The sequence below is a fragment of the Stappia stellulata DSM 5886 genome (assembly GCF_000423705.1).
GTDB classification, from domain to species: Bacteria; Pseudomonadota; Alphaproteobacteria; order Rhizobiales; family Stappiaceae; genus Stappia; species Stappia stellulata.
This window is the reverse complement of sequence record NZ_AUIM01000004.1, coordinates 1002026-1017232: the sequence shown is the minus strand read 5'-3', so window position 1 is coordinate 1017232 and position 15207 is coordinate 1002026. Positions and strand designations below refer to the sequence as shown.

17 protein-coding genes are annotated in these 15207 nt (G+C 63.8%); 10 read left to right on the top strand and 7 right to left on the bottom strand.

What is annotated here, in order from left to right; all coding sequences use genetic code 11:
• The first annotated feature begins 109 nt into the window (after positions 1–109).
• Positions 110–544: a DUF1489 family protein gene (locus G572_RS0104905; RefSeq protein ID WP_029057521.1), complete on the top strand. Its 435-nt coding sequence runs from the start codon at positions 110–112 to the stop codon at positions 542–544.
• A 13-nt stretch (positions 545–557) separates the two neighbouring features.
• Here G572_RS0104905 and panC read toward each other — a convergent pair whose 3' ends face one another.
• Entirely contained in the window at positions 558–1412 is an 855-nt protein-coding gene (panC, locus tag G572_RS0104900; protein ID WP_029057520.1) for a pantoate--beta-alanine ligase, read from the bottom strand.
• A gap of 151 nt (positions 1413–1563) precedes the next feature.
• Between panC and G572_RS22555 the strand changes: the two genes are divergently transcribed.
• Both G572_RS22555 and G572_RS0104890 read left to right on the top strand, forming a co-directional pair.
• The gene (locus G572_RS22555) at positions 1564–2289 is read left to right on the top strand and encodes a vWA domain-containing protein (RefSeq protein WP_037545354.1); all 726 of its coding nucleotides are present in this window, start codon (positions 1564–1566) and stop codon (positions 2287–2289) included.
• Positions 2290–2402: 113 nt separating this feature from the next.
• Complete coding sequence (locus G572_RS0104890) at positions 2403–3116, top strand: DnaJ domain-containing protein (RefSeq protein WP_029057519.1); 714 nt, start codon at positions 2403–2405, stop codon at positions 3114–3116.
• 46 nt (positions 3117–3162) lie between these two features.
• On the opposite strand, the gene G572_RS0104885 is transcribed toward G572_RS0104890, so the two are convergent.
• Positions 3163–4620 (bottom strand): serine hydrolase, encoded by a 1458-nt coding sequence (locus tag G572_RS0104885; protein WP_029057518.1) that lies wholly within the window; start codon positions 4618–4620, stop codon positions 3163–3165.
• Positions 4621–5199: 579 nt separating this feature from the next.
• Between G572_RS0104885 and G572_RS0104880 the strand changes: the two genes are divergently transcribed.
• The 3 genes from G572_RS0104880 to clpA all read left to right on the top strand — a co-directional run bounded on the left by G572_RS0104880 (position 5200) and on the right by clpA (position 8767).
• Positions 5200–5529: a phasin family protein gene (locus tag G572_RS0104880; RefSeq protein WP_208979040.1), complete on the top strand. Its 330-nt coding sequence runs from the start codon at positions 5200–5202 to the stop codon at positions 5527–5529.
• A gap of 466 nt (positions 5530–5995) precedes the next feature.
• The gene (gene clpS, locus G572_RS0104875) at positions 5996–6325 is read left to right on the top strand and encodes an ATP-dependent Clp protease adapter ClpS (RefSeq protein WP_029057516.1); all 330 of its coding nucleotides are present in this window, start codon (positions 5996–5998) and stop codon (positions 6323–6325) included.
• 9 nt (positions 6326–6334) lie between these two features.
• Positions 6335–8767: an ATP-dependent Clp protease ATP-binding subunit ClpA gene (clpA, locus tag G572_RS0104870; protein ID WP_029057515.1), complete on the top strand. Its 2433-nt coding sequence runs from the start codon at positions 6335–6337 to the stop codon at positions 8765–8767.
• Between the two features lie 85 nt (positions 8768–8852).
• Here clpA and G572_RS26635 read toward each other — a convergent pair whose 3' ends face one another.
• Positions 8853–9017: a hypothetical protein gene (locus G572_RS26635; protein WP_245566149.1), complete on the bottom strand. Its 165-nt coding sequence runs from the start codon at positions 9015–9017 to the stop codon at positions 8853–8855.
• Here G572_RS26635 and G572_RS0104865 point away from each other — a divergent pair.
• The 3 genes from G572_RS0104865 (at position 9016) to G572_RS0104855 (ending at position 10788) form a co-directional block, all read left to right on the top strand.
• Positions 9016–9696 (top strand): AzlC family ABC transporter permease, encoded by a 681-nt coding sequence (locus G572_RS0104865; RefSeq protein ID WP_245566148.1) that lies wholly within the window; start codon positions 9016–9018, stop codon positions 9694–9696. The two genes, G572_RS26635 and G572_RS0104865, sit on opposite strands and share 2 nt — an antisense overlap.
• 2 nt (positions 9697–9698) lie before the next feature.
• Positions 9699–10043 (top strand): AzlD domain-containing protein, encoded by a 345-nt coding sequence (locus G572_RS0104860; RefSeq protein WP_029057513.1) that lies wholly within the window; start codon positions 9699–9701, stop codon positions 10041–10043.
• Between the two features lie 109 nt (positions 10044–10152).
• Positions 10153–10788, top strand: a complete 636-nt coding sequence (locus G572_RS0104855) for a glutathione S-transferase family protein (protein WP_029057512.1) — start codon at positions 10153–10155, stop codon at positions 10786–10788.
• Between the two features lie 97 nt (positions 10789–10885).
• Here the strand turns inward: G572_RS0104855 and G572_RS0104850 are convergent, their stop codons facing one another.
• The 4 genes from G572_RS0104850 to G572_RS0104835 form a co-directional block, all read right to left on the bottom strand.
• Positions 10886–11314, bottom strand: coding sequence for an HIT family protein (locus G572_RS0104850; RefSeq protein ID WP_029057511.1), 429 nt, complete (start codon positions 11312–11314; stop codon positions 10886–10888).
• 178 nt (positions 11315–11492) lie between these two features.
• Positions 11493–12755 (bottom strand): GNAT family N-acetyltransferase, encoded by a 1263-nt coding sequence (locus G572_RS0104845; RefSeq protein ID WP_084649875.1) that lies wholly within the window; start codon positions 12753–12755, stop codon positions 11493–11495.
• 112 nt (positions 12756–12867) lie between these two features.
• A complete protein-coding gene (locus G572_RS0104840; protein WP_029057509.1) occupies positions 12868–13632 on the bottom strand; it encodes a glycerophosphodiester phosphodiesterase family protein in 765 nt (254 codons plus the stop codon).
• A gap of 35 nt (positions 13633–13667) precedes the next feature.
• A complete protein-coding gene (locus tag G572_RS0104835) occupies positions 13668–14132 on the bottom strand; it encodes a RidA family protein (protein ID WP_029057508.1) in 465 nt (154 codons plus the stop codon).
• A gap of 212 nt (positions 14133–14344) precedes the next feature.
• On the opposite strand from G572_RS0104835, the gene G572_RS0104830 reads away from it, so the two are divergent.
• Positions 14345–15202: a cell envelope integrity EipB family protein gene (locus G572_RS0104830; protein ID WP_051241614.1), complete on the top strand. Its 858-nt coding sequence runs from the start codon at positions 14345–14347 to the stop codon at positions 15200–15202.
• Positions 15203–15207: the final 5 nt, after the last annotated feature.

Below are 15207 nucleotides of genomic sequence, written 5' to 3'. Positions count from 1 at the left end.
TCCCGTCCGCCGGGTTCGCGGGCGGTCGCGGAACAGCCAGATGTGTATTGCGGGACAGGATGAGACGCCGGCGCTTTGATCTCGGGCCGGAGGCACTATAACGGAGAGCATGACGCTACATCTGCTGAAATTATGCGTGGGGGCCGGCTCCATCGAGGATCTGCAGGCCTGGATCGATTTCCGGGCCGAGGAGCGGCGTGCGCGCGGCGAGGCACCGGAGCAATGCCACACCACGCGGATGGTTCCCACCCGCCGTGACGAGCTGCTCGACGGCGGCTCGCTCTACTGGGTGATCAAGGGATCGATCCAGGTGCGCCAGAGGCTGATCGACATCCGGCCCTTCACCGATGCCGCGGGCATCAAGCGCTGCGACCTGGTGCTCGAGCCGGTGCTTTATCCCACGCGCCCGCATCCGCGCCGTCCGTTTCAGGGCTGGCGCTATCTCAAGGCGGAGGATGCCCCGGCCGATCTCACGCGGCTGGACGGGGCGGGAGACATTCCCGACGCCATGCGCCGCGAACTGGTGGAACTCTGCCTGATCTGAGGCTTGGTCCCGGTCAGGACGGCCGCGACCATCCCATGTTGTCGATGAGCCGTGTGGCGCCCAGTCTCGCGGCGACGAGCAGGCGCATGTCGCGCGTCGCGTTGTCGACGGGCGCAAGCGTGTCGGCTGCCCGAAGTTCCAGATAATCGACCGCGAAGCCGCCGTCGGACAGTCTGCGCCGTCCCCGATCGAGGGCATCGGCAACGGTCGTTCCAGCGTCGAGCGCCTGAAGCGTTTCGCGCAGGACAGCCGGCAACAGCGCGGCCTGTTCGCGATCCCGGGCGGAGAGGTAGCGGTTGCGCGAGGACATTGCCAGACCGTCGGCCTCGCGCACGGTCGGTGCGCCATCGATCTCGATGGGGATGTTCAGGTCGCGGACGAACTGGCGGATCACGCAAAGCTGCTGGTAATCCTTCTCGCCGAAGATGGCGAGGTCGGGGAGCGCTGCAAGCAGGAGCTTGGTGACCACAAGGGCCACGCCGTTGAAGAAATGCGGACGGGTAACGCTTTCCAGGTCCTGCGACGGTCCGCCGACGGTAATTCCCGTCGCGAAGCCTTTCGGATACATCTCGCCGACGGTCGGCAGGAACACGGCATCGACGCCGAGGGCCGCCAGTTTGGCGATATCGCAGTCGTTGTCGCGCGGGTAGGCGTCGAAATCCTCGTTCGGAGCGAACTGGGTCGGGTTGACGAAGATGGAAACGATCACGAGGTCCGCCCGGGCCTGTGCAGTGCGCACCAGCGACAGGTGGCCCTCGTGAAGCGCCCCCATCGTCGGCACCATGGCGATGCGCCGACCGGCGCGCCGTGCGGCCTCGACATCCGCGCGCAGGCCGGTGATGGTCTCGAAAATCCGGGGGCGTGTCATCGTCGCAGGTCTCCGTCACACAAATGTCGGCGGGAACGCGCCTGGCGCACTGGCAAAAGAGGCGCTCATGCCTTGGCAATTCCCGATGCGAAGGCCATATCGCACTGGGCGGGCAATTGCCACGGTGCGAAACGGGAGGAAGGAGGCGCTGATGCCGAAAACGCGCGATATCGACCTCAAGAAACAGGGGACGACTCCGGCGGAGCGGGCGTCGTCGGGATCGGAGATCGCCAGTTTCCTGAAGGATGCCAAGGCCACGACGACGGTGGCCCGGGCCGGTCGGCTGGTGATCGCGCTCGACGCGACGATGAGCCGGCAGCCGACCTGGGATCGCGCCTGCGCGCTCCAGGGAGACATGTTCGCCGCCGCCGGAAAGGTCGGACATCTGGCGATGCAGCTCGTCTATTTTCGCGGTTTCGGCGAATGTGCGGCCTCAAAATGGGTTCAGGACGCGAATGCGCTCGCCCGGTTGATGACCCGCATCGACTGCCGCGGTGGCCAGACCCAGATCCGCAAGGTGTTGCGCCACACGATCGACGAGACCAAGCGCAAGAAGGTTCAGGCGCTGGTCTATATTGGCGATTGTGTGGAGGAGGAGGTCGACGGCCTTTGCGCCCGTGCCGGGGAGCTCGGTCTTTTGGGCGTGCCCGCCTTCATCTTTCAGGACGGGCGCGAACCGCATGCGGAAACGGCGTTTCGCGAAATCGCGCGACTCACCGGAGGCGCGCATTTTCGTCTCGACGAGGGCGCGCCGGAGGAATTGGCGGCCCTGCTCAAGGCGGCGGCGGTTTTTGCAACCGGCGGCCGACCGGAGCTTGAAAAGCTCACCAGGGGCGGGGATGCAGGCGCAAAGCGGCTTCTGGCGCATCTGCGCTGAGCGGGTGGGCGGATCGGCGCCGCCCCTCGCACTTGGGTGCATCGCCCGTTATATGAAGCGCAAGGATTACAAACGCGGAAACGTCGCAACCGACGTCTGCATCGGGAGATGACATGGGATATCTGCTGCTGGGGGTGGCGGCACTGGGACTCGTCCTGGCGTTCGGCAATTCCATCGCCTCGGCCGATCCGGCGCGCCTGGCCAGGCAACTGAAGACCGCCGGCGGGGTCGGGCTGCTTGTCGCCGCCCTCGTGCTCTTGCTGATCAAGCGCTTCGACCTTGCATTTTTTGCAGGCATGGCCGGCTTGTCATTGCTGGGCTTGCGAAACGCGAAGGGATTTCGCAGCGCGGGCGGGAGTGGCTCCACCGCCGGTGCGGGTCAGGCCTCGGTCGTCCGGTCGGCCTATCTGGAGATGTCGCTGGACCACGAAACCGGCGACATGGACGGGGAAATCCTGGCCGGCGCATTCGAGGGGCGCCGGCTCGACGGACTTGCGCCGTCGGAGCTTCAGGCGCTTTACCGAGAAATTTCGGGCGATCCCGACAGTCGGGCGCTATTCGAAGCTTATCTCGACCGCCGGCAGCCCGGATGGCGCGTAGACTTCGAGGCGGATGCCGCAGCGGGGCAGGGAGCCTCGCCGGGCACGGGCGCCATGACCGAGGAGGAGGCCTACCAGGTTCTTGGGCTTTCGCACGGCGCCGGCAAGGCGGAAATCCGGGCGGCGCATCGCCGGCTTATGAAACGTGTTCATCCCGACCAGGGGGGGAGCGGATTTCTCGCTGCGAAACTCAACGAGGCTAAGGACCTGCTTCTCAATCGTCATTGAATTCACCAATACGCGTGACAGATGATCTTGGTGGCGCCGGCGCGGTCTACTGATAGACCGCGTAGCAGTTGAACTTGTTCCGCTTGAGGGTCTTGCATGTGTCCCACGCTGCGGTCTTGGTCTTGAAGCCGATGAACCGGGCCCGGTAGAGGGTCGTTCCGTCCGCTTCGACGGGTTCGGTATGCGGGGCGTAGCCGCGCAAGGCGCGTCCCGTGCGGCCCTGGGCCTTCTTGAGCATCGCGATCGCGCCGTCTTCGGATTCGGCGGCGGCGATCTGGATCTGCCAGCCCGGTTCGGGATCGGCGGTGTTGTTGGCCGCCACGGTGACCGACGCGTCGGCGGGCGCCTTGGGAAGGGCGACAGCGTCGCCGGCGCTCGCCACCTGGATGGCCTGCGTCCTCACAGCCCTGATGACAGGCTCGGTGCGGGACCGCGGAGCGGCGGCCGGGGGAAGGGGAACGCCGGCGCGGCTGGCAAAGGCGAGGCTCTTGCGCCGAAGGGCGGCCTTGAGATCGGCCTTTTGCGGCACGGGCACGATCGATCCGGTCACGATGTTGCCCTGGGCGAGCTGGGTGGCGGCGATGATCGGCTTGGCGTCGGGAACCTCGGCGACCAGCAGCGGCTTGAGGTTCGGCACCGGGATGTTGCGCAGTTCCGCGTAGCGCGGGATCGCTGAGGCGCCGCGAGCGACCAGCATCGGGGCGGTGCGCTTGCCGCGCGACGCCTTGGGAAGATAGCTGGCGATCAGCTTCTTCATCTGGGCGTTGCGCGATGCGCCCGTGCGGCCACCCATCACGACCGCGACGATGTGGCGGTTGCTGCGCTTGACCGAGGTAACGAGATTGAATCCCGATGCACGGATATAGCCGGTCTTGATGCCGTCGACGCCTTTCACGCGGCCCAGAAGCCGGTTGTGATTGCCGTAGCGACGACCCTTGTACTTGTAGAGACGCGTTCCGAAGTATTTGTAGTACTTCGGAAAGCGTTCCTGGATCGCCCGGCCGAGAAGCGCCATGTCGCGCGCGGTGGTGACCTGCGCGCCGTTGGGAAGGCCCGACGGATTGCGGAAGGTCGTGGACTTCATGCCGAGCTGGCGCGCGCGCTGCGTCATGCGGCGGCCGAATGCCGAGACGGATCCGGAGATGTTTTCGGCAACCACCACCGCGACGTCGTTCGCGGACTTCGTCACCAGTGCCAGGATCGCGTCCTTGGCACGGATGGTGCTGCCGGGCTTCAGACCCAGCTTGGACGGCGGCCGGCTCGAAGCGTATTTCGAGACCTTGAGCGGCGACCGCAGCGACATGCGCCCGGCTTCCAGTTCCTCAAACAGCATGTAGAGCGTCATGATCTTGGTCAGGGACGCCGGATAGCGCTTTGTATCCGCCTTGTAGCTGTAGAGGGTCTTGCCGGTCTTGGCGTCGACCACAATGCCGGAATACTTGGAATTCGCGTTCGCATCGCCCGGCGCAACTGCCAGACAGCCGACTGCGACCGTCGCAATCAGGGAACCGCGAAATCCGCTTGCCAGGACGCGCACGGCGCGTCGCACACCTTTACTCAGCACAATGTCACCCCATTCGGGCCAGGTGTTTCGTTTGCGGCGCTCTCGCCGACCCCGGTCGTGCCGGATGTCGCGATGACCCTCGCCGTGGACGGGATCCTAACGCAAACAGGGTTACGAATGTGCAAACGCGAGCGTCTGCGAAATCCGGTTTCCGTGTTGTTCCGCCGGTTTGTTCCCGCCATGTCGTTCCCGCAGATTCGCAAATGGCAGTTAATGCGCCGTTACCTCCCGCCGATCCGATGCATCATTCGGCACAATCGCACCCCGGGCTGTGGACGGACGCCCCCGCGTCGAGCTTATCGGTGCAGGCTCTGTCACACGACCGGGAAACCCCTTAGGTCGAAGGGATATATTGCAGTGCAAAATGGATCGTTGACATAAATTGTGCACTGCATATATATGCTGAAGACAATCAAAAAGTCGGCGTCGACCCCATGGTATCGAACCCGGCTACGCACGCGCAAGACGGGCATCCGTGCTGCGGTCCACCGACCCAAACACGCCAACGAGGTTATCATGATCAACAATTTCGAAGAAATGCAGAAGCTCAGCAAGGACAACATGGACGTCATGATGCAGAGCATCGGCGCCATGACCAAGGGCATGCAGGCGATCGCGTCCGAAGTGGCCGACTACCAGAAGAAGTCCTTCGAAGAGAGCACTGCGGCCATGGAGAAGCTCGCCGCTTCCAAGTCGCTCGACAAGGCTTTCGAAGCCCAGAGCGACTTCATGAAGTCCGCGTACGAAGGTTTTGTCGGCGAAGTCACCAAGATCGGCGACATGTATTCGGAACTGGCGAAAGACACCTACAAGCCCTACGAGGGCGTCATTGCCAAGGTCGCGAAATAAGCCTTCCGGCTTTCAGTGACGATCGAGGCGGGGCAACGGCTCCGCCTCCTAAAGCCCGGCTTCGGCCGGGCTTTTTTGTGGTCGGCGGCAGAGTGCCGCGCATCCGCTCCGGCGCGTTCCGCAGGCGCGGACCCTTCGGTTCGTCCGCTGGGGCGATGGCATTGTTGCCGGCGGAAAAGATCATACATAGTGTCTATCGGAAGTGGCGTCATGAGAGCGGGCGGCGACGTCCGCCCGGTGGCGCGCGAATGAGGACATGGCGCCGCGACGGCCAAAAAATGCATTTGATTGCGTTCGCGGGGTTGGTGAGCGGCCCTCGTGCGCTAGGATAGTCATCAAAGGGCGGTTTGCGGGTTCCGCTTGCAAAAGCGGCATCGCCGGCGCGGGTCTTCCAGCCGTCCGGACGAACGGGACAAAGCGCAGCCAGGCGCCACGGGGTCCGTTGCGAAAAGGCCATGGAGCAGGAATGACGAAAGGACCTCAACGCGGGGACGGGGACGACGCAGGCGGTCTGGTCGTCACCAAAACGCGTACGGTAGCCAAGCGGCCGAACTTGTACCGCGTTCTGCTGCTGAACGACGACTACACACCGATGGAATTCGTCGTGCATGTCGTGGAGCGGTTCTTCCAGAAGAATCGCGAGGAAGCGACACGCATCATGTTGCACGTTCATCACCACGGGGTGGGGGAGTGCGGGGTGTTCACCTACGAGGTGGCCGAGACCAAGGTTACACAGGTGATGGACTTTGCCCGCAAACACCAGCATCCTCTTCAGTGCGTGATGGAAAAGAAATAGGGGTCGCCAGTGCCTTCATTCTCCCGAAGCCTCGAAAAGGCGCTGCATCAAGCGCTTTCTTTCGCAAACGAGCGGCAGCAGGAATACGCGACTCTCGAGCACCTTCTGCTTGCCCTGGTCGATGACCAGGACGCGGCGGCCGTGATGCGCGCCTGTAATGTTGACCTGGATATCTTGAAACGCAATCTCGTCGACTACATCGATTCCGAACTCGAAAACCTCGTGATCGACGGCGACGACGACAGCAAGCCGACGGCCGGATTCCAGCGCGTTATCCAGCGCGCGGTGATCCATGTGCAGTCCTCCGGTCGCGAGGAAGTGACCGGGGCGAACGTGCTGGTGGCGATCTTTGCCGAGCGCGAAAGCCATGCCGCCTATTTCCTGCAGGAGCAGGACATGACGCGCTACGACGCGGTCAACTACATCTCGCATGGCATCGCCAAGCGCGCCGGCATGTCGGAAGCACGCCCCGTGACCGGCGCCGACGAGGACGCCACGACCGAGGAAGTCGGCGAAAAGCCGAAGCAGAAGACCGACGCGCTCGAAGCCTATTGCGTCAATCTCAACGAAAAGGCGAAGGCCGGCCGCATCGACCCGCTGATCGGGCGCGCTGCGGAGATTTCACGCACCATCCAGATCCTGTGCCGTCGGTCGAAGAACAATCCGCTCTTCGTCGGAGATCCCGGTGTCGGCAAGACCGCCATCGCGGAAGGGCTGGCCAAGCGGATTGTCGACAAGGACGTTCCCGACGTCCTGATGGACGCCACCATCTTCTCCCTCGACATGGGCGCGCTGCTTGCCGGCACGCGCTACCGCGGCGATTTCGAGGAACGCCTCAAGCAGGTGGTCAAGGAGATCGAGGATTATCCCGGTGCGGTGATGTTCATCGACGAGATCCATACGGTGATCGGCGCGGGCGCCACCTCGGGCGGGGCGATGGACGCCTCCAACCTGCTCAAGCCGGCGCTTGCCTCTGGAACGATCCGTTGCGTCGGCTCGACCACCTACAAGGAATACCGCCAGTTCTTCGAGAAGGACCGCGCGCTCTTGAGGCGGTTCCAGAAGATCGACGTCAACGAGCCTACGATTTCGGACGCCGTGGAGATCCTGAAAGGTCTGAAGCCCTATTTCGAGACTTTCCACAAGGTCCGCTACACGAACGATGCGATCAAGACGGCGGTCGAGCTGTCGGCGCGTTACATCAACGACCGCAAGCTGCCGGACAAGGCCATCGACGTGATCGACGAATCCGGCGCGTCGCTGAAGCTCCTGCCCGAAGGTCGTCGTCGCAAGACCATCGGCGTGAAGGAGATCGAGACCACCGTGGCCTCGATGGCGCGGATCCCGCCGAAGTCCGTCTCCAAGTCGGACGAGGAGGTTCTGTCCAACCTCAATGCGACGCTGAAACGCGTCGTCTACGGGCAGGACGACGCCATCGAGACGCTGTCGTCGGCGATCAAGCTCTCGCGCGCCGGGTTGCGCGAGCCGGACAAGCCGATCGGCAATTACCTCTTCTCCGGCCCGACCGGTGTCGGCAAGACGGAGGTTGCGCGTCAGCTGGCAAGCTCGCTCGGTGTGGAGCTGCTGCGCTTCGACATGTCGGAGTACATGGAGCGTCACACGGTGTCGCGGCTCATCGGCGCGCCTCCGGGCTACGTCGGCTTCGACCAGGGCGGTCTGCTGACCGACGGTGTCGATCAGCATCCGCATTGCGTGCTTCTGCTTGACGAGATCGAGAAGGCCCATCCGGACCTCTTCAACATCCTGTTGCAGGTGATGGATCACGGCAAGCTGACCGATCACAACGGCAAGCAGGTCGATTTCCGCAACGTGATCTTGATCATGACGACCAACGCGGGCGCGTCCGACATGGCAAAGGAGCCGATCGGCTTCAACCGCGTCAAGCGCCAGGGCGAGGACCAGGAGGCAATCAACCGCCTGTTCACGCCGGAGTTCCGCAACCGTCTCGATGCCGTCATCGCCTTCGGCAACCTGCCGACCGAGGTGGTGCACCGGATCGTCGAGAAGTTCGTCATGCAGCTGGAAGCGCAGCTTGCCGACCGTGGCGTGACCTTCGAGCTGACCGATGAGGCGATCGCCTGGCTCGCCGAAAAGGGCTACGACGACCGCATGGGCGCGCGGCCTCTGGCGCGCGTCATCCAGGAACACATCAAGCGGCCGCTCGCCGACGAAGTGCTCTTCGGCAAGCTGCGCAAGGGGGGCACGGTCAAGGTTTCCGTATCGGAAGACGCCGCCGGCCTGCTGCTTGAAAGCGTCGAGGAGACGCTGGTCAAGCCGAAGACCGAAAAGCCCAAGGCGGCGAAGCCGAAGCGCCGTCGCAAACCGGCGGCCAAGAAGACCGAGGCCTCGACCGGCCCGACACGCAAGGGTGACGGGCCGGCCAAGAAGAGCCTGATCCCGAAGGTTCCGCTGGCGGACTGATTTCGCCGACGAGAAGGCTCTTCTCGAAACGACATCGTGAAACGGCACCCCTCGGGGTGCCGTTTTGCATTCGGCCCGACGCCTGCTAGAAGGGAAGGGTTCCCTTCAGCATGATGCGCGTGTGCGACGCGACGCCTCCCGGTCTCCAGTGCCTTGTCATGACGCCACCTTCCGATCCTTCGGGCGCCCCACCTCCGGTCGACGTGCCGACACCATCCATTTCCTCGTCGGGATGGGCCTGGCGTGGCATGCGGTCTGCCGTTTCCATTCCGGCGTTGATCCTGACGGCGGCATTCGTCGGTTACGCGGGTCTCGCGCGCGAGAGTGGACTGACCCTGGATCAGACATTGATGATGACGGGGCTCGTTTGGGCCTTGCCCAGCATCGTCGTCCTGACCGGTGCGATTTCCGGTGGCATGGGCATGATTTCCGCCGCCCTCGCGGTGGCGCTCGCCTCCGTGCGGCTGATGCCGATGACCATGGCGCTGATGCCGCTGTTGCGGGTGGAAGGCAAGACGAAGCGCTGGCATTTGATGGTCGCCTCGCATTTCGTCGCGGTGACCGCCTGGGTGTTTGCCATGCGCAATGTGGAGGATCTCCCGCGCGAGGGACGGCTGCCGTTCTTTCTGGGGTTTGGCGCCAGTCTGACCGGGTTCGTCTTTTGCATGACGGGGCTGGCCTATGTGATGGTCGGAAGCCTGCCGCCAATGGTTGCCGGCGGTCTCTTCATGCTCACGCCGGTCTATTTCCTCTGTTCGCTCTGGGGCGCGTCGCGAATTTCCGCCGACAAGGCCGCGATGCTTGCCGGTCTGATCCTGGGGCCGGTGTTCTTTCTTCTCGCGCCTGAGCTGGACCTGCTGTTGACCGGGCTCGTCGGAGGGACGGTCGCCTATGTCGGCACAAGGCTGGCGCGACGGGGATGGCGATGACGATGGCGGACCTCTGGTGGTGGCCCTATGCCATGATCGTCATTGCCGGCTGGCTGGCGACAGACGTCTGGCGCTGGCTTGGTGTGCTGGTCAGCGGGCGGCTGCGTGAAGACAGCGAGTTGATGATCTTCATCAGGAGCGTGGCCACGGCGCTCGTCGCCGGTGTGATTTCCAAGCTGGTGCTGTTTCCCGCGGGCGCGCTTGAAAGTGCGCCCGTCCTGTTGCGGCTGGCGGCTGCGGCCTCCGGCTTCGCAGCCTTCCTGATGTTGGGTCAGCGCGTGATCGTCGGGGTTTTGGCTGCCGAAGTGGTTCTGATCGGCGGGTGGCTTCTTCTTGGAGGAAGTTGAGGACAGACCCGGATCGAGGCGCGATTGCTGACAGAATGCTGTCAGCAGCTCCCTGTCATGGTCTCCCGGTGGCGCAGGCACGCGCCGGGCCCTGACATGGAGACCTCCGATGACAACCGAAGAACCGACGCTTCACTACGCCCCCCGCTCCCGCGCCACTGCGACGCGCGTGCTGCTCGAAGAGCTTGGCGCGCCCCATGACCTCAATGTGCTCAACATCCGAAAGGGCGCGCACAAGGCGCCCGCGTTTCTGGCGATCAATCCGCTCGGCAAGGTGCCGGCTCTCAGCCACGGCGATACGATCCTGACGGAATCCGTCGCCATCGCGCTCTATCTCGGCGATCTCTTCTCAGAGGCCGGATTGACGCCACTGCCGGGCGATCCGCGACGCGGTGCCTATCTGCGCTGGATGGTGTTTTATGCCGCGAGCTTCGAACCGGCGTTGATGGACAAGATGTGCGCTCATGTGCCGCCGGCGAATGAATGCGCCTACGGAACCTTCGATCAGGTCATCGAGCTCCTTGCCAATCAGCTCGGGCAGGCGCCCTACATTCTTGGCGACGAGATCACGGTCGCCGACATCCAGTGGGGGGCGACGCTGGAGTGGGCGTTGGCGTTCAAGGCGATCCCGGAGTTGCCGGTCTTTCGCGACTATGCAACGCGGGTCACGTCCCGGGCGAGCTTCCAGCGTGTGTTCAAGGATGAGGTGCGGCTCGGCGCCGAACATGAGGCCGCTGCCGCCTGACCCGGGCGCGTTGGCGTGCGGGGTGCCCGGAATGGGCGGCTCCGTCCGGCAAATGGTGCGTGTCGGTCAGCCCGTCAGTTCGACGGGCCGACCATCTTCAGCCGGCCAGCGCGGCGCGGATCTTTTCGGCATGCGCTGCCAGAACCGCGCCGTCTGCCATGTCGCCCGTGTGGGGACGCAGTTTCACGCCATCGAAGCGCGGGATCACATGGACATGGGTGTGAAACACAACCTGTCCGCCCGCGCTTTCGGAAAACTGCTGGATCGTGGTTCCGTCCGCCTCGAAGGCTTTCATCACCGCACGGGCGAGCTTCTGCACTGTCGCCATGACGGCGTTGAGGTCGCCCTCGGCGATATCCAGGATGTTGCGTGACGGCGCCTTGGGGACCACCAGCACATGGCCGTCGCCGCGGGGCATGATGTCCATGATCGCGAGCGTCTTGTCGTCCTCGTAAACGCGCTCGCTCGGCAATTCGCCGCGCAGAATTTTGGCGAAGACATTCTGGTCATCATACGGCACCGACATGGCAGGCTCCCCGATTGGTTCGCGGTCCGGCAACTGCCGTCTCCGCTTCACGTTCTGAATCAGCTGCACGTTCACATGCCGATTCAGCCTTGTTGCGTGGGCCGACTGAACGGCGTTTGAGAAAAAGATTCAAGTGCGGGAAAAGGGCGAGTCTTTTGAATCGCTTGCGCGATGCTCTTCAGCCGCGCTTGAACGGGGAGTAGGCTTGTGCAATTGCCTCGCCCTCGCGCCGCACGGCCTCACGCTCGCTCTCAAGATAATCCGCAACGGCGTCGCGCAGGCCCGGATGCGCAATGAAGTGCGCGGAGTAGGTCGGGGTCGGAAGATAGCCGCGCGCCAGCTTGTGCGCCCCTTGCGCGCCGGCTTCCACGCGGGCAAGTCCGCGCTCGATCGCGAAGGCGATGGCCTGGTAGTAGCAGACTTCGAAATGCAGGAACGGGTGGTCCTCAAGGCAGCCCCAGTTGCGCCCGAAGAGCGCGTGAGAGCCGATGAGGTTGAGTGCCCCGGCGATCATCCGTCCCTCGCGCCGCACCATCACCAGCAGGACACTGTGTGCGAGGCGTTCGCCAAGCAGGGAGAAGAAGCGGCGGTTGAGATAGGGGCGGCCCCATTTGCGGGCGCCTGTATCTTCGTAGAAGGCGTGAAACGCATCCCAATGCGCTTCCGTCAGGTCCTTGCCCGTCACCCATTCGATCTCGAGCCCGGAGGCAAGCGCCGCGCGCCGTTCCTTGCGGATCTGCTTGCGTTTGCGCGACGCGAGATCGGCGAGAAAATCCTCGAAGGTGGCATAGCCCTTGTTGAGCCAGTGGAACTGCTGGTCGTTGCGTTGCAGGAAGCCGCGCTTGCCGGCGATCTCCCACTCGGCCTCGTTCAGGAAGGTGACATGCGCGGAGGACGCGGAGCGCAGGCGGCACAATTCGCGCAAGCCGTCGGCAAGGGCTGCGATGGCGGCGGGTCGGTTGATGCCGGCCCCGCTCAGGAACCGGCGGCCGGTTGCCGGTGTGAAGGGGACGCAGGACTGAAGCTTGGGATAATAGCTGCCGCCGGCACGGTGATAGGCGTCGGCCCAGGAATGGTCGAAGACATATTCGCCCATCGAATGGCTTTTGAGGTAGCAGGGAAGGGCGGCGACCGGGGTTCCGTCGGGTGCGTCCAGCAGCAGGTGCTGGGGCAGCCAGCCGGTGTGTTCGCTGACGCAGCCGGACTCTTCCAGGATCGACAGAAAGTCGTGCGAAATGAAAGGGTTGAACTCCGTTTCCTCAGAAATGGAATCGTCGCCCTGATGTTCCGATTCAACGCCCGCTTTTGGCGAGAGCGCGCCGTTGTCGCCGAGGCTCCAGTGTGGATTGGCAAGCGCATCCCAGTCGTTGCGGGAAATCTCCGCCAGCGAGGTGATGGCTCTGAGGTGAAATTCCTGTGTCTCGTCGTCGGCGGCGCTCACGAAGCTCGTGCCCTTGTGTCGCGGTGTATGTCGCTTGCGCTTGCGCGCCCTTGTCGACTTAGGGTCGCGCCGCAAAAAGGGGAAGGGCTGACGCGCCTTCCCCTCGGTGTCATCACGCTTTGGCGTCCGGGTCGAAGCCCTCGAACACAATCTGGTCGGCGAAGGCGTCCGCACGGGCGCGGTCTTCGGGCGTGCGCACCGTCCAGGCGATCACCGGCAGTCCGAACAGCTTGCGCAGGGTCATCGGCGCAAGTGCGGGAAGCCCCTTTACCCAGTAGGACACGAAGCTCGGGCGCACCCGCGGCGCATAAAGCATGTGGCGCAGCATGAAGCGTTCGATGCGGCTCGCGCGGCCCCAGTTCCTCAGATCGCGGACGCCGTCGCCGAGGGCGCCGCGCGGAATGTCGGGCGCGGCCTCGCGCATCATCTGCAGGATATCGGGATCGAAGGATTTTACCGCCACGGGTCCCTTGTAGCGCGACAGGCTTTCGGCGATGCCCGCAATATAGGCGTGCTTGGGATGACGCTCGAAGCGCGACTTGATCTCGATGCACAGGCCGACCCGGCCGTCGACCTGCTCGAGCAATTCATCGAGACGCCAGAGGCGGTCGTTCGTGCCGCGCATCATCACCGCTGCCAGTTCCGCCGCCGTTCGCGCCTTGACCGGGCCGGTCTCGAAGGTCAGTCGCTCCAGCGTGTCGTCGTGAAACACGATGGCCTTGTCGTCGGCGCTTTGCTGAAGGTCGACCTCGACGGAGAAATTTCTCTCCATCGATGCCGCGATGGCGGAGGGCGTGTTTTCGACGCACCCGCGCGCCGTGTCATGAAAGCCGCGATGCGCGATCGGGCGCTCGGTCAGCCAGGAGAGATCGCGCATTTGTGCAGGGTTTCCGTTCAAGAAGGCGTGTCCGCTCAGGCGACTTCGAAAATCGCCTCGACCTCGACCGCAACACCAAAGGGCAGGCCGGCGACGCCAACCGCTGAGCGCGCATGTCGTCCCTTGTCGCCAAGTGCCTCGACCAGGAAATCGGAGGCGCCGTTGATCACCTTCGGCTGGTCGGTGAAATCGGGCGTGGAATTGACGAAACCGACGATCTTCACCAGGCGAACCACACGATCGAGATCGCCGAGTGCCGCCTTTGCCTGCGCAAGGAGGTTGATCGCGCAAAGCCTTGCCGCCGCCTGGCCGTCTTCCAGCGCGTAGCCGTCGCCAAGCTTTCCCTGGTGCTCGATGCCGGCGGGACCCATCGGGATCTGCCCTGAAACGAACAGCTGATTGCCTGTCTGGACATAGGGGACATAATTGGCGGCCGGCGCGGCCGCCTTGGGCAAGGTGATTCCCAGCGTTTCGATGTGTTTTTCGATCTGACCCGGCATTGGCAAATTCCTTTGGTTTATCTGCGTGGCGCCAGCTTCCGCGCGCATATGAAATTCGCCGGGAGATTGACCCAAATTCCGGGGCGCTTCAAGCGTTGAACCGGGTTCCTGCGGATCCGTCCGCTCCGGCAGGCGGCAATCCGCAAAAGGAAGGACTGGTCGGTGCGGCCAGGATGCGCAACATTGGGGCGGGGATCTGTGAGGAGTGAGAGATGAAGATATTGCGTCTTGGCGTTGCCGCTGCCCGGACCGGCGCAGCGTCGGTTTTCCTGGCGGCTGTGCTCCACGGTGGCGCGCAAGCCGGCCCGACGGAGCTTTTGACGCATCGGGCGGTCTATGATCTGACGCTTGCCGAAACCTCCCAAGCGGCAGGCATTTCCGGTGTGCGCGGGCGGATGGTCTATGAATTCACCGGCGGGCCGTGCGAAGGCTACAGCGTCGCCTTTCGCTTCGTCATTCAGGTGTCGGACGAAAACGGTCAGGTGCGGGTGACCGACTTGCAGACGAGCTCTTTCGAGGATCCGGCGAGCAAGGCCTTTCAGTTCCTGTCGAAGACCTACATCAACCGCAAGCTGAGCGAGGAAACGCGCGGGCGTGCCGAACATGCGGCCGACGGCATCGAGCTCGACTTGAAGAAACCGGCGCCGCGCACGGCCACGCTGTCCGACAAGGCGCTGTTCCCGACAGAACATTTGCGTCGCCTGCTCGAAACGGCGGTGCGCGGCGACACGATCCTCGTGGCAGATCTCTTCGACGGTTCGGAGACGGGCGACAAGGTGTATGAGACGACGTCGGTGATCGGAGCGCGACGTGACGGGCCGGGCAGCCCCGGCGAGGAAAATGCCGGCGCGGTCGCCAAGATCGGCGATCATCCCCACTGGCCGGTGACGATCGCCTATTTCGACAGCCAGACGCCGAGCGCGGGTGAGCGCATGCCGGTCTACCAGCTCGGCTTTCTGCTCTACGACAATGGCGTCAGCCGGCGGCTCAAGCTCGACTATGGCGACTTTGAGCTGCGCGGCAATCTGTCGGAGCTGACGCTGATCGATCCGGTGACCTGCAAACAATAGGGACC